Source organism: Microbacterium sp. ZW T2_14 (genome assembly GCF_044987405.1).
GTDB lineage: Bacteria > Actinomycetota > Actinomycetes > Actinomycetales > Microbacteriaceae > Microbacterium.
On sequence record NZ_JBJDRK010000031.1, the window covers coordinates 25,122 to 45,781 of the forward strand.

The window sequence follows — 20,660 nt, forward strand, 5'->3', positions numbered from 1 at the left end:
CCTCGCCAGTCATCGCTCCGCGCCGAGCGGAGCCCCGGGCGCGCAGGCCCAGCCGCCGGCCGCGGCATCCGTTTTCCTCATGGTCTTCTCATCGCACCGCATATTGCGTCTTTGTAACCTTTCGCGAACAGCGGGCTGTGGAGTATGCAACCGCACCGACACAGTGGGTAACTTTGTGCAGTCCCCGTGAAGGACGCGGGGCAATGTAGTGGAGGCTGAGTTGACCATCTCACGCACCAAGAAGCTCGTAGGCGTCACAGCCGCCGCGGGCATTCTGCTGGCCCTCGCGGGCTGCGGCTCCGCGCCCGAGGCGAGCCCGAGCGACAGTGCCGGCGCCGCCGACGTCGTCGACGGCTTCCAGGCGTGCCTCGTCTCCGACGCCGGTGGCTGGAACGACAAGTCGTTCAACCAGTCCGCCAAGGAGGGCATGGACCGCGCCGCCGAGGAGCTCGGCATCGAGCCGCTCGAACTGGAGTCGACCTCCGAGAACGACTACGCGCCGAACATGGAGACCGCGGTCGCCGAGGGCTGCACGCTCATCATCTCGGTGGGCTTCAACCTGTCGGCGGCGACCGTCGAGTCCGCGCTCGCGAACCCCGACGTGAACTACGCGATCATCGACGACTACGCCGACACCGACTTCGACGGCACCACCGACGCCCCGAACATCAAGCCCCTCGTCTTCAACACCGCAGAGGCCGCCTACCTCGGCGGCTACGCCGCGGCGGCGTGGTCCGCACAGAGCGGCGTGAACAAGGTCGGCACCTTCGGCGGCATGCAGATCCCGTCGGTCGCCGTGTTCATGGACGGCTACCAGCTCGGTGTCGAGAAGTACAACGAGGACAAGGGCGCCGACGTCCAGGTCTTCGGGTGGGACTCCGAGGCTCAGACCGGTTCGTTCACCGGCGGCTTCGACGCCAACGACACCGCCAAGCAGACCGCACAGGGCGTGCTCGACCAGGGCGTCGACGTGATCCTGCCGGTCGGCGGACCGATCTACCAGAGCGCCGCGGCCGCCATCACCGACGGTGGCACCGGCACCGTGATGCTGGGTGTCGACTCCGACCTCGCGGTCGCCGACCCCGACGTCGCCGACCTGACGCTCGTCTCGATCATGAAGGCGATCGACGTCGCCGTCTACGACGCGACGATCGCCGCAGCGTCGGGTGACTTCGACCCGGAGCCCTACATCGGCACCCTCGAGAACGAGGGCGTCAAGCTGTCCAGCTTCCACGACTTCGAGTCGCAGCTGCCCGACGGACTGCTCGACGAGCTCACCGCGCTCCAGGAGCAGATCATCTCGGGTGACATCGTGGTGGAGTCGCCGAACTCCCCGTAATCCCGTGCGGCACGATCGGGGCGGGCAGCGGGCATCCGCTGTCCGCCCCGACACGTGCCGGCGAGCTGTGCAGGGCGCCAGGCCCCGCACCCGCCCGGCGCATAGCGCCGCGGCCGAACGAATCTATAGGGTGCAGATATGAAGCTCGAGCTTCGCGGGATCACGAAGAGATTCGGCAGTCTCGTCGCGAACGACCACATCGATCTCCTCGTGGAGCCGGGGCGCGTCCACGCGCTTCTCGGTGAGAACGGCGCGGGGAAGTCGACGCTCATGAACGTCCTCTACGGCCTGTATCAGGCGGACGAGGGGGAGATCCTCCTCGACGACGTCGTGCAGCACTTCCGCGGACCGGGCGACGCCATGGCGGCCGGCATCGGCATGGTGCACCAGCACTTCATGCTCATCCCCGTCTTCACCGTCGCCGAGAACGTCATGCTCGGGCACGAGACCACGAGGGGCCCCGGCGTGCTCGACCTGGGCGCCGCCCGCCGTCACGTGCGCGAGGTGGCCGACCGCTTCGGCTTCGCGATCGACCCGGACGCCATCGTCGGCGACCTGCCGGTCGGCGTGCAGCAGCGCGTGGAGATCATCAAGGCGCTCTCGCGGGACGCCAAGGTGCTGGTCTTCGACGAGCCCACCGCGGTGCTCACCCCCCAGGAGACCGACGAGCTGATGGCGATCATGCGCCAGCTCCGCGACGAGGGCACGTCGATCGTCTTCATCACCCACAAGCTCCGCGAGGTGCGCGAGGTCGCCGACGAGATCACCGTGATCCGCCTCGGGAAGGTCGTCGGCCAGGCCTCGCCGACCGCCACCAACGCCGAGCTCGCCTCCCTCATGGTCGGCCGCGCCGTCGAGCTGACCGTGCACAAGGACGCCCCGCGCCCCGGTGAGGGCGGACTCGTCGTGAAGGACTTGCGCGTGTTGACCGCGACCGGCGCCGTCGTCGTCGACGATGTCGCGTTCGAGGTGCATCCCGGCGAGATCCTCGCCGTCGCCGGCGTACAGGGCAATGGGCAGACCGAGCTGGTCGAGGCGATCGTGGGGCTGGCCTCGCGCGTCGAGGGATCGATCCAGCTCGACGGCGTCGAGCTCGTCGGCAAGAGCGTCCGGGCGATCCTCGACGCGGGTGTGGGCTTCGTGCCCGAAGACCGCACCGAGGACGGACTGGTGGGAAACTTCACCGTCGCCGAGAACCTGATCCTCGACCGCTCGATCGACGCCCAGTTCGTGCGGGCCGGAACCATCCGCCGGCAGGCGGTCGAGCAGTTCGCGAAGGACCGGATCGCCGAATACGACATCCGCACGCAGGGTCCGGCGACGCCCGCCGGCGCGCTGTCGGGCGGCAACCAGCAGAAGGTCGTGATCGCGCGGGAGATGAGCCGCGAGCTGCGCCTTCTCGTCGCCGCTCAGCCCACGCGCGGCGTCGACGTCGGATCCATCGAGTTCATCCACAAGCGGATCGTCGAGACGCGGGATGCCGGCATCCCCGTCGTCGTCGTCTCGACCGAGCTCGATGAGGTCGCCGCCCTCGCCGACCGCATCGCGGTGATGTACCGCGGCACCATCGTCGGTGTCGTGCCCGGCGACACGTCCCGCGAGGTGCTCGGACTCATGATGGCCGGCGCGACGGATGCGGAGGTCTCGGCATGAGCGGTACGACACCCGGCGCCGCCGACGTCGCGCGTCCCGGAGACCAGCAGCTTCCCCGCATGTCGGGGCCCCTCACCGGGCAGGAGCCGCCGGCACCGCCGAAGGCCAACACCTTCATCAAAGAGCTGATGCGCGGAAGCATCGTCACGACGATCCTCGCGATCGTTCTCGCCATGCTCGTCGGCGGCATCCTGATCGCGCTCACCGACGAGGAGGTCCAGCAGGCGTCCGTCTACTTCTTCGCCCGTCCGGGGGACACGTTCGTCGCCGCCTGGTCGGCGGTCTACGGCGGGTATGAGGCGCTCTTCCGCGGTGCCGTCTTCAACGCCCGCGGAGCCGACTTCGCTGCGCAGATCAAACCGCTGACGAACGCGCTCGGTTTCGCCGCGCCGCTCATCGCCGCGGGTCTCGGTGTCGCCCTGGCGTTCCGGGTCGGGCTGTTCAACATCGGCGCACGCGGTCAGATGCTCATGGGTGCGGTGTTCGCGGCGCTGTTCACCTTCCACATCGATCTGCCGATGTGGCTCCATCTGCCCGCGACGCTCCTCGCGGGGATCGTGGGCGGGGCGCTCTGGGGCGGCCTCGTCGGTGTGCTCAAGGCGTACACCGGTGCGCATGAGGTCATCCTCACGATCATGTTCAACTACGTGGCGTACTACCTGCTGCTGTGGATGATCCGCACCCCGGGCCTGCTGCAGAAGGAGGGCACGAACCAGCCCATCAGTGCGGCCACGCCCGAGTCGGCGCGCTTCCCCGAGCTGTTCGGCCCGGACTTCCCCTCGCTCGACTGGGGGTTCGTCATCGTCATCCTGGCGACGCTGCTCGTGTGGTGGATCATCGAGCGCTCGAGCCTGGGCCTGCGCATGCGAGCAGTGGGGGAGAACCCGCACGCCGCCCGCGCCGCCGGCATCAGCGTCCAGCGCATCTACATCTACGCGATGCTGTTCGCCGGCGGCCTCGCCGGCCTCGCCGCGATGAACCAGATCCAGGGTTCGGTGACGACCGGGTTCACCGCCACCATCGACGCCGGCATCGGCTTCGACGCCATCACCGTTGCCCTGCTCGGCCGCAGCCGGGCGTGGGGCACCTTCGCCGCCGGCATCCTGTTCGGCATGCTGAAAGCAGGGTCGTTCTCGATGCAGGCGCAGGGCATCCCCGTCGACATCGTGCTCGTCGTGCAGTCGCTGATCGTGCTGTTCATCGCGGCGCCGCCGCTGCTGCGGACGATCTTCTTCCTCCCGAAGACGGATGCCGAGAAGGCCGCCAAGGCGAGAGCCAAGGCTGCGAAGAAGGCGGTGGCAGCATGAGCGCACTGGCACCCACCGCATCGGCCGACGGGACGATCCAGCTCGTCACCGTCCGCGAGCGTCATTTCAAGACGGCTATCGTCCTGGGCGCGGTCGTCCTGCTGCTCGCGGCGCTCTTCCTCTTCGTGCCGCGCGACGGCGTGAGCACCTTCCGCCTCGGCGGCCGCGATTCCGCGTTCGCCCTGCCCGACGTCGTGCTGCCCACTGCGGCGACGTGCTGGATCCTTCTCGGAATCCTCGTGCTGCTCACCGCCTGGGCGCTCTGGGACACGTGGTCCTACCGCTCGCCCGCGCTGTGGCTGATCATCGTCTTCGGGGTGCTCGCGGTGTTCGCGTTCCTCGTCTGGGCGGGTGCGGGCGGCCTCGTGCCGGTCTCGAGTCTCCTCGTCGGCGCCGTCTCGCTGTCCGTGCCGCTCGTGTTCGGCGCGTTGGGCGGTGTGATCGGTGAACGGGTCGGCGTCGTCAACGTCGCCATCGAAGGACAGCTGCTGCTCGGCGCCTTCACCGCGGCGGTGCTCTCCAGCATCACGCACAACCCGTTCGTCGGCCTGATCGGGGCCATGATCGGCGGCGTTCTGGTCGCGTTCGTCCTCGCCGCATTCGCGATCAAGTACCTGGTCGAGCAGGTCATCGTCGGCGTGGTGCTCAACGTGCTGGTGACAGGCCTCACCGGCTTCCTCTACGGCGCGCTGCTCGCACCGAACGAGTCCCTGCTCAACAACCCGGTGCGGTTCACCCGCATCAAGATCCCGCTGCTCAGCGACATCCCCATCATCGGACCGGTGCTGTTCAACCAGACGTTCATCGTCTACCTGATGTTCTTCACGGTCGCACTGGTCGCGTGGGCGCTGTACCGCACGCGGTGGGGTCTGCGGCTCCGGGCCGTCGGCGAGCATCCCCAGGCTGCAGACACCGTCGGCATCCGCGTGAACACTTCGCGGTTCTGGAACGTCTCCCTCGCCGGCGCCGTCGCCGGAATCGGAGGCGCCTACTTCACGCTGGTGTCGGTGCCGCAGTTCGGCAAGGAGATGACCGCCGGCCTCGGCTTCATCGCACTCGCCGCCGTCATCTTCGGGCGCTGGGATCCGATCCGTGCCACCCTCGCGGCGCTGATGTTCGGCTTCGTCACGAACCTGCAGAACCTGCTCACCGTGCTGAAGACGCCCATTCCGAGCGAGTTCATGCTGATGTTGCCGTACCTCGTGACGATCCTCGCCGTGGCCGGCTTCGCCGGGCAGATACGCGGGCCCGCCGCCGCGGGCAAGCCCTACATCAAGGGGTGACCGTGCCCGCCGATACCGTGACGAGCGGCGGATGCCGAGCCGAGGCATCCGGACCCGCCGCCGACCCTCCGGATACCGGGACGGTCGGTCGGATGCTCCGACGGGCTCGGCGGAACGTCAGGGGGACCCCTGTGACGCTTTTCCTCACCCTGAACGGAGTCCTGAAGTGACCGATATCGACTGGGACGAGCTGCGCGCCGCCGCGACCGACGCCATGGAGCGTGCGTACGCGCCGTACTCCCGCTACAAGGTGGGCGCGGCCGCGCTCGTGACCGACGGGCGCATCGTCACGGGCTGCAACGTCGAGAACGCGTCGTACGGCGTCGGCCTGTGCGCCGAGTGCGGCCTCGTCAGTGAGCTGCAGATGTCGGGCGGCGGCGGTCTCGTGGCCTTCGTCTGCGTCAACGGCCATGGCGACACGATCATGCCGTGCGGTCGCTGCCGGCAGCTGCTCTACGAGTTCGCGATCCCGGGCATGCTGCTCGAGACCGTGTCGGGCATCCGGACCATCGACGAGGTGCTGCCGGACGCGTTCGGCCCCCGCGACCTCGAGGAGGCGGCACGATGACCGGCCCTGCGGTCGGTCAGCCTGTCGAACCGCACGCGGTGGAGCCGTTCGATGCGGTCGACGTCATCCGGTCCAAGCGCGATGGCGGCGCGGTCCCCGACCCCGCCCTCCGCTGGATGGTCGACGCGTACACCCGCGGCTATGTCGCCGATTCGCAGATGGCGGCGTTCGCGATGGCGGTGCTGCTGAACGGCATGACGCGCGACGAGATCCGGGTCATGACCGACGCGATGATCGCGTCGGGGGAGCGCATGAGCTTCGCCGGCCTCGGCAAGCCGACGGTCGACAAGCACTCGACCGGCGGCGTCGGCGACAAGATCACGCTGCCGCTCGCCCCGCTGGTCGCCTCGTTCGGCGTCGCGGTGCCGCAGCTCTCCGGCCGCGGGCTCGGGCACACCGGCGGCACGCTCGACAAGCTCGAGTCGATTCCGGGCTGGCGTGCGGCGCTGTCGAACGACGAGATGTTCGCGCAGCTGCGCGAGGTCGGCGCGGTCATCTGCGCCGCCGGCTCGGGACTCGCACCCGCCGACAAGAAGCTGTACGCGCTGCGCGACGTCACCGGCACCGTGGAGGCGATCCCGCTCATCGCGTCCAGCATCATGTCGAAGAAGATCGCCGAGGGCACCGACTCGCTCGTGCTCGACGTGAAGTTCGGCTCGGGGGCGTTCATGCGCGACGTCGACCGCGCGCGGGAGCTCGCCCGCACCATGGTGGCGCTCGGCACCGACTCGGGTGTGGCGACGACCGCGCTGCTCACCGACATGAACACACCCCTCGGCCTCGCGATCGGCAACGCGAACGAGGTGCGCGAGTCGGTCGAGGTACTCGCCGGCGGCGGTCCCGCCGATGTCGTCGAACTCACGGTCGCGCTCGCGCGCGAGATGCTCGCGCTCACGGGGCAGCCCGACGCGGACGTCGAGGCGGCCCTCCGGGACGGCCGCGCGATGGACGCCTGGCGCGCCATGATCCGCGCGCAGGACGGCGATCCGGATGCCGCCCTCCCGGCTCCGTACGAGACCCACACCGTCATCGCCACCGAGGCCGGCTACGTCACCGGCATGGAGGCGCTGCCGTTCGGCATCGCGGCATGGCGCCTCGGCGCCGGCCGCGCGCGTGCCGAGGACCCGGTGCTGCATGCCGCCGGCATCGATCTTCACGTCAAGCCCGGCGATCAGGTAGCCGTCGGTCAACCGCTGTTCACCCTCCTCGGCGAGGATGACTCGCGCTTCGAACGCGCCCTCGAGGCGGTCCAGGGTGCCTGGCGGATCGGCGCGGAGGCGCCGGCTGCCGCGCCACTCGTCCTGGAACGCATCACCGCCTAGGCTGGGTCAGTCCCGCGCCGGGATCCGGTGCGGCGCCGGGTCGCGGCATCCGTCCTTCACCCCCCACTCGCGATCGCAACCGAGGAGAAATCCATGCCCATCGACCAGCACGGCGACGCCATTCTCGACGGTCTGTCGCTCCGGAGCCTCCCCAAGGTGTCGCTGCACGACCACCTCGACGGCGGCGTGCGGCCGGCGACGATCGTCGAGCTCGCCGACGCGATCGGGCTCGAGCTGCCGGAGTCCGACCCGGACGACCTCGCGGACTGGTTCGCCGAGAAGAGCGACTCGGGCTCCCTCGTGGAGTACCTGAAGACGTTCGACCTCACGATCGGCGTCATGCAGACCCGCGAGGGCCTCACGCGCGTCGCGCGGGAGTTCGTCGAGGACCTCGCGGCCGACGGCGTGATCTACGGGGAGGTGCGGTGGGCGCCCGAGCAGCACCTGACGCGCGGGCTGTCGCTCGACGAGGTCGTCGCCGCCGTGCAGGAGGGCATCGAGGAGGGCGAGGACGCCGCCGAGCGCGGTGGCCGCGACATCCGGGTCGGTCAGCTCATCACCGCGATGCGTCACACCGACCGGTCCCTCGAGATCGCCCGTCTCGCCGTCGAGTGGCGCAATCGGGGGGCGGTCGGGTTCGACATCGCGGGCCCCGAGGACGGCTTCCCCGCCTCGAACCACCGCGACGCCTTCGACTACCTCGCGTCGGAGTTCTTCCCCGCGACGGTCCACGCCGGAGAGGCCGCCGGGCTCGACTCCATCAGGTCGGCGCTCATCGACGGCCGCGCCCTGCGGCTGGGGCACGGCGTGCGCATCGCCGAAGACCTCGAGGTCGTCTCGCGTGCCGGCGAAGAGGTGCTCGTGCAGTTCGGCGACCTCGCCCGCTGGGTGCGCGACCGCGAGATCCCGCTCGAGCTCTCGCCGTCGTCGAACCTGCAGACCGGCGCCATCGAGCGCTGGGGCACCACGATCGAGGACCACCCGTTCGATCTGCTGTACCAGCTGGGATTCGCGGTGACCGTGAACGTCGACAACCGCACCATGAGTCGCACTTCGCTGACGCGCGAGCTCGCGCTGCTCGCCGAGACGTTCGAGTACGGCCTCGACGACCTCGAGGCGTTCCAGCTCAACGCCGCCGCCGGCGCGTTTCTCCCGGTCGAGGAGCGCGAGGAGCTCATCGACCTCATCGCCGACGGCTTCAACGCGTAGCCCGCAGCCTCTGAAGAGCGGATGCCGCGGCCCGCGGCATCCGCTCTCCACGGCACGGCCGCAACAACTCCTCAGTTCTGGTGCGGTGGGCGCACCCTCGGGTCCACAACGAGCTCATCTCACCTTGTTTGAGGAGTTGCTGCGCGCTGTGCGGCGGCGCGGCCCGTGTCGGAGTGCGTCCTGGAGCGCCGCACGCACCTCGTCGCGGTGGTGGAAGATGTCCTCAGCGATGATGCGGACCGTCGTGTAGCCGAGCCTTGCCGCCGCCAGGTCCCTCCGCCGGTCGTGCTTCTGCGCCGCCCAGCCCGAGTGGTGCTCTTCGCTGTCGCATTCGACGATGAGCCAGCCGTCGACGACGAAGTCCACCCTGCCGACACCGCTGATCCGGACCTGCAGCTCGACCTGGCAGTCGAGCGTGCGCAGGATCAGTCGCATGAGGCTTTCGGAACCCGATTCGCTTCGAGGATCGAGCAGTGTTCTCAGCGCCTGGTACCTGCGTGGAAGCCTCCCGAAGACAAGCGCAAGCTCGTCTTCACCGACCAGCCGGCAGTGCCATGCGCTGTCCAGCGTGGCGAGGGCCTCGCGCGGGCCCTGACATCGCACCGCCTGCGCCAGCCCTTCGACGAGATCCGCAACCAGCGATTCGCGCGGTACCCGGGATACTCGCCAATGACAAGTGACTCCGGGTGGTCGAGAAGGAAGCCGGCTGGCGCCGACATCGACCTGCAGATGAAGTGCAGGGGCAGTAAGGACGAAGACGCCGAGGTGGCTCAACAACGAGACGCAGTCGAGCCGCCCGCCGAGCCTCGCAGCGGCTACGAGATCGGGGTGCAGATCGCTGCGGATGTACCGTCCCTTGCGTGCTCGAACGATCCGTCCGTCGGCCAGTGCACGGGCGAGGCGAGTCCGCGTCAGACCCATTCGCAGGAGCTCGTCGCGGCTGAGGAATGTCGGCGATATGCCGCTGGCGAGCGAGCGCTCTGCGAGTTCGAACATGCGCTTCACCCTGTCGTCCGGCGTTGCCGGCCGGCCGCCCTCTTGGCGCCTCTGTGCGGAAGTGGGCGATTCGTCACCGCCTCCTCTGCTGTGGAGGAGCCACAAGTCCTCAGGATCGATAACCGTTTGCAATGTCGCTGGGGGACTGCCGCTGAACGTCGCCCGGTCCTGAGGAGTTGGTGCTGCCGGCGTGAGGCCCGGGCTCCTCGACTCACCAATCAGCGCCGCGAGCATTACGGCCCGACCTGCGCCGGGTTGCGGGTCACCAACTCCTCAAAGGAGACAACTTCATGGCCGACCGCGGCGGTGAGGCCACCCCTCGCGTAGATATTGAGGAGTTGTTGCCGGACCGCGGCGGCGTGCGCCCTCCTGCAGCCGGGGCGACGCAGAGTCGGTAGCGGGTCAGCGGCGGACGACGCCGGGGTGCGTCGAGAGGTAGGCCTCGAAAGCCTCGGACGACGTCTTGGAGGGGGTGTAGCCGAAGTCCCGCTTGAGCGCGTCGTTGGCCAGCACCGGTCGGTAGCGCAGGAAGCCGACCTGTTCGGGGCCGTGAACGGTGAGGCGCAGCATCCGTCCCACGCGCAGTCCGAATCCGAGCAGCCCCGCCGGCACCGTCACGACCGGCTTGCCGAGACGTCGCGCGATCTCCGGCACGGTCACCCGGCCGTCGCCGGCCACGTTGTAAACGCCTGGAGGGCCGGACGTCGCGGCCCGCACCATCGCGGCTGCCACGTCGTCGACCCACACGAACACGAATGGCGACTCCGACCCGCGCACCTTGAGCAGCGCCGGGCCGTCCCAGAGCGCGGTGATCTGGTTTTGCACGGTCGGCCCGAGGATCGTGCCGATGCGGAACACCACCTGCTCGAGTTCGGGGTGCGCGGTGCGGTAGCCGGCGAGCAGCTGCTCGACGAGGCGCTTGTGCTTGGAGTACGCGAACTCGTCGTTGCCGCGCACGGGGTCGGATTCGCGCAGCCACTCGGGGCTGTCGGCGTGATAGCCGTAGGCCGCGCCCGACGAGGACACCACGACGCGCCGCACTGCCGCCTCGACGCACGCCTCGAGCACGTGGCGCGAGCCGTCGACGTCGACCCGGTACTCGAGGTCGTGATCGCGGCCGGGGTTCACGATCGCCGCGAGGTGCACGACCACGTCGATGCGATGGCGGTCGAGGAGCGGCACCAGTCCGGCGGCGCTCGTCACGTCGCAGTCGTCGTAGACGACGCCGTCGATGGGATGCTGCGGCCGCCGCACATCGCCGGCCACCACCAGTTCCACGTCGGGGTGCGCGACGAGCGCGGCGGCCACGTGGGAGCCGAGGAAGCCGGCGCCTCCGGTGACCAGCACCCGGACCTGCTCGTGGCGGACACCGAGCGCAGCGGGATCGGTCACGGTGATCGGCTGCGTCGAGAGGCTGCTGAGCGCCGCGGCAGCACGCGCCGCGGCGGTGTGACTTGCGCGGCTCACTCCGGGGCTCCCGTCGAGGAGCCGGAGTCCGAGGAGCCGGCTTCCGAGGAGCCGGCTTCCGCGGCGCCGGAGTCCGCGGCGCCGGTGGCGCCGGCGCCCGCACCCCGCAGCGCGTGGCGCGATGCGTCGCCCTTCGCCGACCCGGTGCGCCGCTTGGTGTGGCGCGCCCAGATGGCCGCGACGGCGAGGCCCGCGATGATGTCCCAGATGCCCCACCAGCCGGCCACGATGGCCATGCCGCCGAGACCGCCGAAGAACGCGAAGACGAGCCCGAGTCCCAGACCGGCGTTGCGGATGCCGACCTCGAAGGTCATGGCCTTGCGCTCACGGGTGCCGAGCCCGCCGACGACGGCGGTCGTGTAGCCGATGCCCAGCGCCACGGCGTCGTGGATGGTGACGACGACGATGATGATGCCGAGGAACGCGACGAAGTAGGCCCAGTTGCCCGCCAGGGCGGCCACGATGAAGCCGACGAGCGCGATCAGCGAGAACCACTTCACCCACGGCTGCACCCTGCCGGCGAAGACGGGGAACCGGTTGCGGATGAACAGGCCGAGGGCGAAGGGCACGCCGATGATGAGCAGGATGTCGCCCAGCATCGACCACGGGTTGAGCTCGACGGCGACGAGCAGTTCGCGCGCGGTCGGATGCAGCGAGCCCCAGAACGCGACCGAGAGCGGCAGGACGAAGATGTAGATGAGGTTCGACACGGCCGTCATCGACACCGAGAGCGCGACGTTGCCGCCGGAGCGGTGCGTGAGCACCTGCGAGATGTTGCCGGGCGGGCAGCACGCCACGAGGATCATGCCGAGCGCCATCGACGGCGTCACGGGCAGGATCAGAGTGAGCCCGAAGGTCACGGCCGGCAGCACGACGAGTTGCGCGAGGATCGCGATGACGAACGGCTTCGGCTTGCGGGCGACGACCTTGAAGTCGTCGACCGTCGTGTCGAGGGCGATGCCGAACATGATGAGCCCGAGCACCATGTTGAGCACGACGAGCGTGCCCGGGTTGAAGTTGAGGAGGACGTCGTCCGGGTTCATGCCGTCGCCTTCTTGGACGCGCCCCGGCGCACGGACGCCGACGTCTTCCGGTCCCTCGGCTCGTCGTTGGTTCGGTGCCTGAGCCTGTCGAAGGGTCCGCTCCGCGTCGGCACCGCGGCATCCGTCCGCAGCATGCGGGTGGCGGCTCGCACCGCACCGCGATAGGCGTCCTTGTTCACGTAGTACGACATGCGTTCCAGGCCGAGGTAGTGGTAGCCGCCGGTGAGATCGGGCCAGGGCTCGCTCGTGACGCGCCTGCGGAAGGCCGCGGCGCGGTCAGGACGGCGCTCGAGCGCCGCGAGGTAGGCGGCGATGAGTTCGGCCTGCTCGTAGCGGCCCTGCCAGCCGATTCCGGATGCCTCGATCATGCCCATCACGTACAGCCCGTTGAACGACGGGGTGAAGGCGTTGAGGTACAGGCGGGGAGCCATGCCGCTCCAAGCGAGCTCGCTGCGGTTGACGAACGGGTAGTCGAGCTTGTAGCCGGTCGCGAGGAGCACGGTGTCGTACTCGCCTGACGAGCCGTCGCGGAAGTGGACGGTGCGGCCGTCGAAGCGGTCGATGTCGGGCACGACGCGCAGATCGCCCTGGCCGAGGTGGTTGAGGATGAGCGTGTTGACGATCGGGTGCGACTCGTAGATCTTGTAGTCGGGCTTCGGGAACCCGAACCGTACGGGGTCACCGGTGAACGCCCGCAGCACCCTGGTGTCGACGAACTGCTTCAGACGGGCGGGAAGCGGTCGCCCCTGGTTGAGCGTGTCGGACGGCTTGCCGAAGAGATAACGCGGCACGAAGTAATAGCCGCGTCGCACGCTCATGTCGACGGATGCCGCGTGGTGCACCGCGTCGACGGCGATGTCGCAGCCGGAGTTGCCGGCGCCGATGATGAGCACGCGCTTGCCGGTCAGCTGGGTCGCCGACTTGTAGGCGCTCGTGTGCAGGAGCTCGCCGGTGAACTCGCCGGCGAACGCCGGCACGTTCGGCTCGGCGAGCGTGCCGTTCGCGAGGATCACGCCGTCGTAGCGCCGCTGCGTCCGCTCGCCCGCGGAGTCGGTCCCTGAGCCGCTCTCGGTCCCTGAGCCGTTACCGGTCCCTGACCCGCCTCCGGTCCCTGAGCCTGTCGAAGGGCCCTCGGCCTGCAGCATCCAGCCGCCGTCGTCGGTGCGCGCGAGCGAGGTGACCTTCGTGTCGAAGCGGAACCGCTCCGTGATCCCGAAGTGGTCGGCGAACTCGCGGAAGTACGAGACGAGTTCGCGGTGGCTCGGGTAGTCGGCCGCCGTGCGCATCGGGAACTCGGCGAACTCGGTCGTGGTGCGCGAGGAGATGAGGTGCGCGGACTCGTACATGGTCGAGCGCGGGTTCTCGATGTCCCAGAGGCCGCCGACACCCCGCGATGCCTCGAAGCCGTCGAAGTCGATCCCGGCCTTCTGCAGGGCGCGGGCAGCCGACAGGCCCGAGGGGCCGGCGCCGATGATGGCGTAACGATGGTCGCTCATTGATCCTCACGTTCGTCTGTGCGCACGTCGTCGTGCCGGCGTGACGATTCCGCCGACAGAACACTAGGCGTGAAGCAGCATCAACCGAAATCCGTGCGCGACATCCCGGCACTCGCGAGCGACGCGGCGCGCCGCATCTGCCGGAAGCTCACATGAAGAGTGCCAGGATGCCGCGGACCAGCACCACCGTCGCACCCGCCCACGCGAGCACGAGCATGGCTGCCCGGGCGATGCGCGGCGACACGTTGCGGGAGAGGATCGTGCCGATCGCGATGCCGGCGATCGTCGCGATGACGAGGGTGCCGACATCTTCGGCAGGGGTGACCGGCAACCCGCGCAAGGCGACCGAGACGACGCCGAAGACCGCGAAGATGACCTGGGCGCTCGCGGCGAAGCTGCGCTGCGGCCAGCGGTCGCCCACCGCGTACGCGGCGAGGGGCGGACCCGACAGGCCGCTCGCCACGTGCATGAAGCCCGCGGCCGAGCCGGAAACGACGGCGCCCATGCGCCCTGTCAGCGATGCGGAGAGTGCCGAGATGCGTCCGGCCATCAGGGCCAGGTACGCCATGGCGGCGATGAGGAGCAGGAGGGCGGCATCGGGGAGGAGGCGCACGAGGAGGGCGCCGAAAGGGGCGGCGAGGATCCCGGGCCAGATGAGCCACCAGGAGCGAGCCCAGTCGATCTGGCGCCACACCAGCGGGATCGCGACGAGAGAGGCGACCAGCGCCAGCAGGACGCCGATCGTGACGCCCTCGACCGGCCCGTAGAGGAGCACGATCGGGCCGACGAGCACGAGCACGAAGCCGAGGCCGGTGATGCGCTGGATGACCGCGGCGACGAAGGCCGCGATCGCCGCGAGGATGACGGTCACGGGATTCCAGTCTAGGCGGCGGGTTTCGGTCGTTGAGGCCGGTGTGGTCCGTCGGCTCGAGGCGTTTCGTCTCGGTCGCTGGCGCTCCCTCGCTCAAACGACCGGGTCCGGGGGTGCCGGTCGTTGAGCGAGCGAGGAACGAGCGAGACGAAACGCGCCTGACCCGGTCGAGGCGTCAGGCCGGGCGCGAGTGCCCTCGCCTCAACGACCGGCGGTGGCGAGCGCGAACTCTCCCACCAGTTCGGTGAGCTGAGCGCGCATGTCGTCGTCCGAGATGGTCGGCGTGCCGTCGCCGGGCTGCGGGCCGTAGTCGCCGAAGGATGCGTGGCTCGCGCCCTCGATCTCGTGCATCTCGGCGTCCTCGGGCAGGAGGGGCCGCGCGTCGGCGATCTTCTCCGGCGTCGACAGCCCGTCCTCGCTGCCGGACACGCTGATCACCGGCAGTCCCGACGACGACAGGTCGTTCGCGCAGTAGGAGCCGAAGAGCGCGAGCCCATCGGCGTCCGTCGCCATCTGGCATGCGCGCACGCCGCCGAGCGAGTGGCCGCCGACGAGCCAGGTGTCGACGCCGGGCGCCAGGTCGGTGAAGGCCGACAGCGGCCGCAGATCGAAGAACGCGAGGTTCAGCCAGGGCTTGGTGATGACCACGGTGACGCCGTCCTCGGCGACGAGCCCCGACAGCTTGTCGGCATAGGCCCAAGGGTCGACCTTGGCGCCGGGCACGTACACGAGGCCGACGTCCGCCGACTCGCCGGCAGGTGCCAGCACGATGCCCGCGTCCGTGTAGGTGATCTCGATCGCGGTGTTCGCGCGCACCTCGGCGAGCGGCTCCGGCTCGGCGGCCATGACGCCGACCTGGCTCCAGATCACAATGCCGACGGCGGCGACCACGATGAGGGCGCCGAGCGAGCCCAGGATCCACCACAGCACCCGGAGGCCGCGCCGGCGAGGCGGGGATGCCGGTGACGCGGTGGCCTCCGACCCCCTCTCGGCGTCGGGTGCGGGCTCGGTGGAGGGGGCGCTCGGGGTCACCGGTCGAGCGTAGACCGACGCGAAGGGCTCAACCTGCGAGCCCGGTCAGACTCCGAGTTCCGCCTGCCGCGCCGCGACGACGGCCTCGACTTTGGGGAACAGCGGATGCTCCGGCTCGAGGCCCGTGACGGAGGCCGTGAAGGTCGCGGCATCCTGTTCCCGCAGCATCCGCTGCAGGTCCACCGACTGGGCGTCCTCCGTGTCGTCGAAGGCCAGTGCCGCGCCCATCGCGTCGACCAGCGCGTCGACGCCGAGACCGCGCTCGGCGGCTTCGGCGGCGGGGCCGACGAACCGCTCGTGGCGCGAGAGCTTTCGCAGCGGCTGGCGACCGACCCGCCAGACGGTGTCGGGCAGGGCGGTGTTGCGGAACCGGCTCAGGATCGTCGACCGGTAGGCCGCGAGGGACTCGGCATCGAGCCCGTGCTTGGCCTCGAGAAGGGCCGAGGTCTCTGCGAGCGCCGCCTCGACGCGCGCCGACAGCTGGGGGTCGGAGAGCGCCTGCGCGATCCCTTCGACGCCTGCCTGGGCACCGAAGTACGCGGTCGCGGCGTGACCGGTGTTGACGGTGAACAGCTTGCGCTCGATATACGGTTCGAGGTCGTCGACGAAGTGCGCGCCGGGGATGCGGGGCGGATCGTCTCCGAACGGCGGCCGCTCGATCGCCCACTCGAAGAAGGGCTCGACGGTGACGTCCACGCCGCCGCCCTCGGGCTGACCGGGCACGATGCGGTCGACGGCGGTGTTCGCGAAGACGGCACGGGAGGCCAGTGCGTCCCAGGCATCGCCGGCGAGCGCCTTGATCTCGTCGCGCAGCAGATCGGTGGCGTTGATCGCGTTCTCGCACGCCATGATCTGCAGCGGCGGGCTGGAGGGATCGCGCAGCGCGAGCCCCCCGACGATGTGCGGGGCGACGAACTTCAGGATCGTCGGCCCGACGGCGGTCGTGACGACGTTGGCGCCTGCGATCTCTTCCACCACCTGCTCGGGATGCTCCGCGCTGTTGATCGCGCGGAAGCCCGTGACGACGGTGTCGCGCCCGCCTTCGCCCACCTCGTGCACGGTGTACTGCGACGCGCGGTTGATCGCGTCGACCAACGGTGCGGCCACGTCGGAGAACACGAGCTCGTATCCGCCTTCGTGGAGGAGGAGTCCCACGAAGCCGCGGCCGATGTTGCCGGCGCCGAAGTGGACGGCCTTCATCAGACGCCCGCCGCCGAGACCAGACTGAAGAGCTCCTCCGGGCTCTGCGCCTGCTTGAGCCGGGCCACGTCGTCCTCCTCCGAGAACAGGATCGCGATCTGAGAGAGGATCTCGAGGTGCTCGTCGCCCTTGCCGGCGATGCCGACGACGAAGGTGACGGGGTTTCCGTCCCAGTCGACGCCGCCGTCGTAGCGCACCACCGACAGCGCGGACTCGAGGATCTCGCCCTTCGTCTCGTTCGTGCCGTGCGGGATCGCCAGCTCGTTGCCCATGTACGTCGACACCGTCTGCTCACGCTGCAGCATGGCGTCGTAGTAGGCGCCGGTGACGGCGCCGGCGGCCTGCAGGATGTCGGCGGCCTCCTTCATCGCCTCGTCGCGCGTGGCGCTGCCGGAGTGGATGCGCACCTGGCCGATGCTCAGGACCTCGCGTGCCATGTCTTCGCCTCTCTCATCGTTCGTTCGGTTGTCGTCGACGGATCACGGATGCCGCGGCCTGCGCCGTGGCGATGCTCGCCGTGGCCGGCCGAGGGCGATGAGGCCGGGGGCATGAAGCGCCCGCCCGGCCCCACCGCAGTCTCGGCTAGACCCCATCCTGGTGCTGCGAGCGCACCAGGTCCACGACCTCGTCGTACCGCGGCGAGTTCATGAAGTTGTCCACCGACACGTGCACCGAGCCGGGCGTCTTCTGCCGTGCCCGGTCCGTCAGCTGGTTTTGGGTGATGACCAGATCGGCCGAGGCATCCAACGCTGCGATCGCCTTGTTGACGACGGTGACGTCCTCGATGCCCGCCTTCTTGATCTTGTTGCGCAGCACGCTCGCGCCCATGGCGGACGAACCCATGCCCGCGTCGCACGCGAACACGATGCTCTTGATCTCGCGCTCCGTCATGGTCGCGGGCTCGATGCCGCCGTCGGCGCCCGTGGCAGCGCCGCCCCGCAGGCCCGCAAGCGCGTCGGAGGACTTGCCCTTGGCCGCCTCGGTCTGCGTGATCGCGGCGCCGAACGCGTCGTCGGTCGCCGCCATCGCCGCCAGGTCGCGCTTGCGCGATGCCCGGAGGATGACCCACGACACCAGGAACGTCACCGTCGCCGCCAACACCACCGAGAGCAGCACGGCGAAATACGAGTTGTTGGCGACTTGAGCGACGACCGCGAAGATGCTGCCCGGCGCCGCCGGGGCTCGCAAGGCGCCCCCGAGGAGCATGTTCGTCGTGACGCCCGTCATGCCGCCCGCGATCAGCGCCAGGATGAGCATCGGCTTCATCAGCGCGTACGGGAAGTAGACCTCGTGGATGCCGCCGAAGAACTGGATCACGGCAGCACCGGGGGCGGATGCGCGCGCCGCGCCGATCCCGAAGAAGGTGAAGGCGAGCAGGAGCCCCACGCCGGGGCCGGGGTTGGCCTCGAGGAGGAACAGGATCGACGAGCCGGTGTCGGCCGACTCCTGGATGCCGAGCGGGGTCAGCACGCCGTGGTTGATGGCGTTGTTGAGGAAGAACACCTTCGCGGGCTCGATGATGATGCTCGTGAGGGGCAGCAGGTTCATGGAGACGAGCCAGTCCACCGCGTTGCTCAGGATCTGCATGAGGCCGTTGACGACCCAGGCGATCGGGTAGAACCCGATGATCGCGAGGACGAAGCCCCAGATGCCGGCCGAGAACATGTTGACGAGCATCTCGAAGCCCGCCTTGATCTTTCCCTCCCACAGACTGTCGAGCCACTTCATCGAGTAGGCGGCGATCGGGGCCATGATCATCGCGCCGATGAACATGTGCACCTGGCCGAGCTGGTTGTCGGCCGGCAAGTCGGCGTTGATCTGGGCGATCAGGTAGTCCGACCCGGCGATCGCGCCGAATGTGCCGATCGACGCGACGACACCTCCGCGCACGCCGTAGATGATGCTGCCGCCCGTGTACGCGATGAGGATCGGCAGCAGGTAGTGGATGAAGGGTCCCACGAGCGTCGCCAGGGCCGGCACGGGGGTCCACCCGACCGCGATGAAGAACGCCGTGAAGATGCCCCACGCGATCAGGGCAGGGATGTTCGGCATGATCATGCCGGACAGGAACGTGCCGAAGCGCTGGACTCCGACCCGAGCCTTCTTGGTGCCCGATGCGGGCACAGACGCCGTTGTCATGTCTGCTGTCTCCTTCTTCTGGTTGTGCGCAGTTGCGGGCGGCCTATCGGGTGGCCGCGGTCTGGGCGGTGGTGCTCGTGCTCCCGGCTGCGGCCTGCTGCGCCGCGGCCCGGGCGGATGCCGCGTCCGACGCGGCGAGGGCGGCGGCGGCGATGTCGCGCGCCTGGTCGATGGTGTGCTTCAGCAGCGTGGCGCGCACGTCGGCGAGGGCTGTGGGCGCCATCGACAGGCTCGTCGCCCCGAGGCCCACGAGCACCACGGCCAGGAGCGGGTCGGCCGCCGCCTCGCCGCAGATGCCGACGGGCTTGCCGTGTTTCCGGCCGGCGTCGCCGACCTCGCGGATGAGCCGCAGCACCGCCGGGTGCCACGGATCCTGGAGGGCGGCCACCGAGCCGAGCAGCCGATCGGCCGCCATCGTGTACTGCGTGAGGTCGTTGGTGCCGATCGACGCGAAGTCGGTGTACGACAGGATCCGGTCGGCGAGCAGCGCCGAGGAGGGCACCTCGACCATGACCCCGGCGGTCTTGATGCCGTAGTCGCGGGCGATGTCGGTGAAGTACTCCGATTCCTCGACGGTCGCGACCATCGGCGCCATGACCCAGAGGTCGGCGTCGGTGGCGGCATCCGCTTCGGCAAGTGCGGTGAGCTGTTCGCGGAGAATGTCTTCACTCGCGCGCAGGGCACGGATGCCGCGGAGCCCGAGCGCCGGGTTCTCCTCGTGCGCGTCGTTGAGGAACGCCAGCGGCTTGTCGGCGCCGGCATCGAGCACGCGGACGACGACCTTCTTGCCGGGGAACGCCGACAGCAGCGTCGTGTAGGCCTCGCGCTGCTGCTCGACGGTCGGTGCCTGTGCCGAGCTCAGGAAGAGGAACTCGGTGCGGAAGAGCCCGACGCCCTCGGCGCCGAGGGCCACCGCGTCGACGGCGCCCTCGGGCTTGCCGAGGTTCGCGAGCAGCGGCACCGGCGTGCCGTCGGCGAGGGCGCCGTCGGTGATCGGCGCGGACGAGGCGGATGCCCGCTCCTCGGCGCGGCGCTGTGCCCGCTCGAGCTCGTCGGGCGTCGCCGCCGTCGTGACGACGCCGGCGGCGGCATCCACGATCACGGTCTCGCCGTCCCGCAGGTTCTTGGCGTCGGCCGCGCCGACGATCGCGACGATCGACTTCTCCCGCGCGAGGATCGCCGTGTGCGACGTCGGACCGCCCTCCGTGGTGACCAGCGCCAGCACCTTGTCGAGGTCGAGGAGTGCGGTGTCGGCCGGCGCGAGATCCTTGGCGACGAGCACGAAAGGATGCCCGGGGTCGGGCACCCCCGGTGCGGGCTCGCCGCGCAGCCGGGCGATGACGCGCTGGGCGACGTCGTCGAGGTCCGCGGCGCGCTCGCCGAGGTAGCCGCCGAGCGCGGTGAGCTGCTCGCGGAACGACGCGAACGCATCGAACACCGCGAACTCGCCCGTCCGTCCCTGGGCCAGGCGCGTGCCGACCTCATCGACGAGGGTGGGGTCCTCGGCCATCATCGCCTGTGCCTCGAGCACCTCCTGTGCGGCGCCGCCGGCCTGCGCCCCGCGGGCCTCGAGCTCGCGGGCGACGGCGGCGACGGCATCCGTCACCCGTGCCTTCTCTTCGTCGACGCTCAGCGTGCTGGGTGCGTCGGAGGGAGGGGGCGCCGGCTCCGCCATGCGCGCGACGGGCCCCTGGGCGACGCCCAGGCCGATGCCGACACCTCGCAGCTCGGTCAT

General features: G+C 69.7%; 17 protein-coding genes. 7 read left to right on the plus strand and 10 right to left on the minus strand.

Features of this window, described 5'->3' with window-relative positions; genetic code table 11:
- The first annotated feature begins 220 nt into the window (after nt 1-220).
- The 7 genes from ACI3KY_RS11835 (at nt 221) to ACI3KY_RS11865 (ending at nt 8,681) form a co-directional block, all read left to right on the plus strand.
- The gene (locus ACI3KY_RS11835) at nt 221-1,339 is read left to right on the plus strand and encodes a BMP family protein (protein WP_404930368.1); all 1,119 of its coding nucleotides are present in this window, start codon (nt 221-223) and stop codon (nt 1,337-1,339) included.
- Between the two features lie 138 nt (nt 1,340-1,477).
- Complete coding sequence (locus ACI3KY_RS11840; RefSeq protein WP_404930369.1) at nt 1,478-2,992, plus strand: ABC transporter ATP-binding protein; 1,515 nt, start codon at nt 1,478-1,480, stop codon at nt 2,990-2,992.
- A complete protein-coding gene (locus ACI3KY_RS11845) occupies nt 2,989-4,299 on the plus strand; it encodes an ABC transporter permease (RefSeq protein ID WP_404930370.1) in 1,311 nt (436 codons plus the stop codon). Before ACI3KY_RS11840 ends, ACI3KY_RS11845 begins: the two co-directional genes overlap by 4 nt.
- The gene (locus tag ACI3KY_RS11850) at nt 4,296-5,582 is read left to right on the plus strand and encodes an ABC transporter permease (RefSeq protein ID WP_404930371.1); all 1,287 of its coding nucleotides are present in this window, start codon (nt 4,296-4,298) and stop codon (nt 5,580-5,582) included. The genes ACI3KY_RS11845 and ACI3KY_RS11850 overlap by 4 nt, the downstream gene beginning before the upstream one ends.
- 166 nt (nt 5,583-5,748) lie before the next feature.
- Entirely contained in the window at nt 5,749-6,150 is a 402-nt protein-coding gene (locus ACI3KY_RS11855; protein ID WP_194414163.1) for a cytidine deaminase, read from the plus strand.
- Nucleotides 6,147-7,472: a thymidine phosphorylase gene (locus ACI3KY_RS11860; RefSeq protein WP_404930372.1), complete on the plus strand. Its 1,326-nt coding sequence runs from the start codon at nt 6,147-6,149 to the stop codon at nt 7,470-7,472. Before ACI3KY_RS11855 ends, ACI3KY_RS11860 begins: the two co-directional genes overlap by 4 nt.
- A 93-nt stretch (nt 7,473-7,565) precedes the next feature.
- Nucleotides 7,566-8,681, plus strand: coding sequence for an adenosine deaminase (locus tag ACI3KY_RS11865; RefSeq protein WP_404930373.1), 1,116 nt, complete (start codon nt 7,566-7,568; stop codon nt 8,679-8,681).
- Nucleotides 8,682-8,795: 114 nt separating this feature from the next.
- Here ACI3KY_RS11865 and ACI3KY_RS11870 read toward each other — a convergent pair whose 3' ends face one another.
- The 10 genes from ACI3KY_RS11870 to ptsP form a co-directional block, all read right to left on the minus strand.
- The gene (locus ACI3KY_RS11870; RefSeq protein ID WP_404930374.1) at nt 8,796-9,677 is read right to left on the minus strand and encodes a DUF559 domain-containing protein; all 882 of its coding nucleotides are present in this window, start codon (nt 9,675-9,677) and stop codon (nt 8,796-8,798) included.
- A gap of 402 nt (nt 9,678-10,079) precedes the next feature.
- Entirely contained in the window at nt 10,080-11,144 is a 1,065-nt protein-coding gene (locus ACI3KY_RS11875) for an SDR family oxidoreductase (protein ID WP_404930375.1), read from the minus strand.
- The gene (locus tag ACI3KY_RS11880; protein WP_404930376.1) at nt 11,141-12,187 is read right to left on the minus strand and encodes a bile acid:sodium symporter family protein; all 1,047 of its coding nucleotides are present in this window, start codon (nt 12,185-12,187) and stop codon (nt 11,141-11,143) included. Before ACI3KY_RS11880 ends, ACI3KY_RS11875 begins: the two co-directional genes overlap by 4 nt.
- A complete protein-coding gene (locus tag ACI3KY_RS11885) occupies nt 12,184-13,683 on the minus strand; it encodes a flavin-containing monooxygenase (RefSeq protein WP_404930377.1) in 1,500 nt (499 codons plus the stop codon). The genes ACI3KY_RS11880 and ACI3KY_RS11885 overlap by 4 nt, the downstream gene beginning before the upstream one ends.
- Nucleotides 13,684-13,831: 148 nt before the next feature.
- Nucleotides 13,832-14,554: a TSUP family transporter gene (locus ACI3KY_RS11890; RefSeq protein ID WP_404930378.1), complete on the minus strand. Its 723-nt coding sequence runs from the start codon at nt 14,552-14,554 to the stop codon at nt 13,832-13,834.
- Nucleotides 14,555-14,755: 201 nt separating this feature from the next.
- Nucleotides 14,756-15,586: an alpha/beta hydrolase gene (locus ACI3KY_RS11895; protein WP_404930380.1), complete on the minus strand. Its 831-nt coding sequence runs from the start codon at nt 15,584-15,586 to the stop codon at nt 14,756-14,758.
- Between the two features lie 45 nt (nt 15,587-15,631).
- A complete protein-coding gene (locus tag ACI3KY_RS11900) occupies nt 15,632-16,786 on the minus strand; it encodes a mannitol-1-phosphate 5-dehydrogenase (RefSeq protein WP_404930381.1) in 1,155 nt (384 codons plus the stop codon).
- Nucleotides 16,786-17,223 (minus strand): PTS sugar transporter subunit IIA, encoded by a 438-nt coding sequence (locus tag ACI3KY_RS11905; protein WP_404930382.1) that lies wholly within the window; start codon nt 17,221-17,223, stop codon nt 16,786-16,788. The genes ACI3KY_RS11900 and ACI3KY_RS11905 overlap by 1 nt, the downstream gene beginning before the upstream one ends.
- 145 nt (nt 17,224-17,368) lie before the next feature.
- A complete protein-coding gene (locus ACI3KY_RS11910; protein ID WP_404930383.1) occupies nt 17,369-18,925 on the minus strand; it encodes a PTS mannitol transporter subunit IICB in 1,557 nt (518 codons plus the stop codon).
- A gap of 43 nt (nt 18,926-18,968) precedes the next feature.
- Complete coding sequence (gene ptsP, locus ACI3KY_RS11915) at nt 18,969-20,660, minus strand: phosphoenolpyruvate--protein phosphotransferase (RefSeq protein WP_404930384.1); 1,692 nt, start codon at nt 20,658-20,660, stop codon at nt 18,969-18,971.

Coding starts and splice junctions, on each gene's coding strand:
- ACI3KY_RS11840 (WP_404930369.1), top strand. CDS start 1,478: ATGAAGCTCGAGCTTCGCGGGATCACGAAGAGATTCGGCAGTCTCGTC.
- ACI3KY_RS11845 (WP_404930370.1), top strand. CDS start 2,989: ATGAGCGGTACGACACCCGGCGCCGCCGACGTCGCGCGTCCCGGAGAC.
- ACI3KY_RS11850 (WP_404930371.1), top strand. CDS start 4,296: ATGAGCGCACTGGCACCCACCGCATCGGCCGACGGGACGATCCAGCTC.
- ACI3KY_RS11860 (WP_404930372.1), top strand. CDS start 6,147: ATGACCGGCCCTGCGGTCGGTCAGCCTGTCGAACCGCACGCGGTGGAG.
- ACI3KY_RS11865 (WP_404930373.1), top strand. CDS start 7,566: ATGCCCATCGACCAGCACGGCGACGCCATTCTCGACGGTCTGTCGCTC.
- ACI3KY_RS11870 (WP_404930374.1), bottom strand. CDS start 9,677: ATGTTCGAACTCGCAGAGCGCTCGCTCGCCAGCGGCATATCGCCGACA.
- ACI3KY_RS11880 (WP_404930376.1), bottom strand. CDS start 12,187: ATGAACCCGGACGACGTCCTCCTCAACTTCAACCCGGGCACGCTCGTC.
- ACI3KY_RS11885 (WP_404930377.1), bottom strand. CDS start 13,683: ATGAGCGACCATCGTTACGCCATCATCGGCGCCGGCCCCTCGGGCCTG.
- ACI3KY_RS11900 (WP_404930381.1), bottom strand. CDS start 16,786: ATGAAGGCCGTCCACTTCGGCGCCGGCAACATCGGCCGCGGCTTCGTG.
- ACI3KY_RS11905 (WP_404930382.1), bottom strand. CDS start 17,223: ATGGCACGCGAGGTCCTGAGCATCGGCCAGGTGCGCATCCACTCCGGC.
- ACI3KY_RS11910 (WP_404930383.1), bottom strand. CDS start 18,925: ATGACAACGGCGTCTGTGCCCGCATCGGGCACCAAGAAGGCTCGGGTC.
- ptsP (WP_404930384.1), bottom strand. CDS start 20,660: ATGACCGAGCTGCGAGGTGTCGGCATCGGCCTGGGCGTCGCCCAGGGG.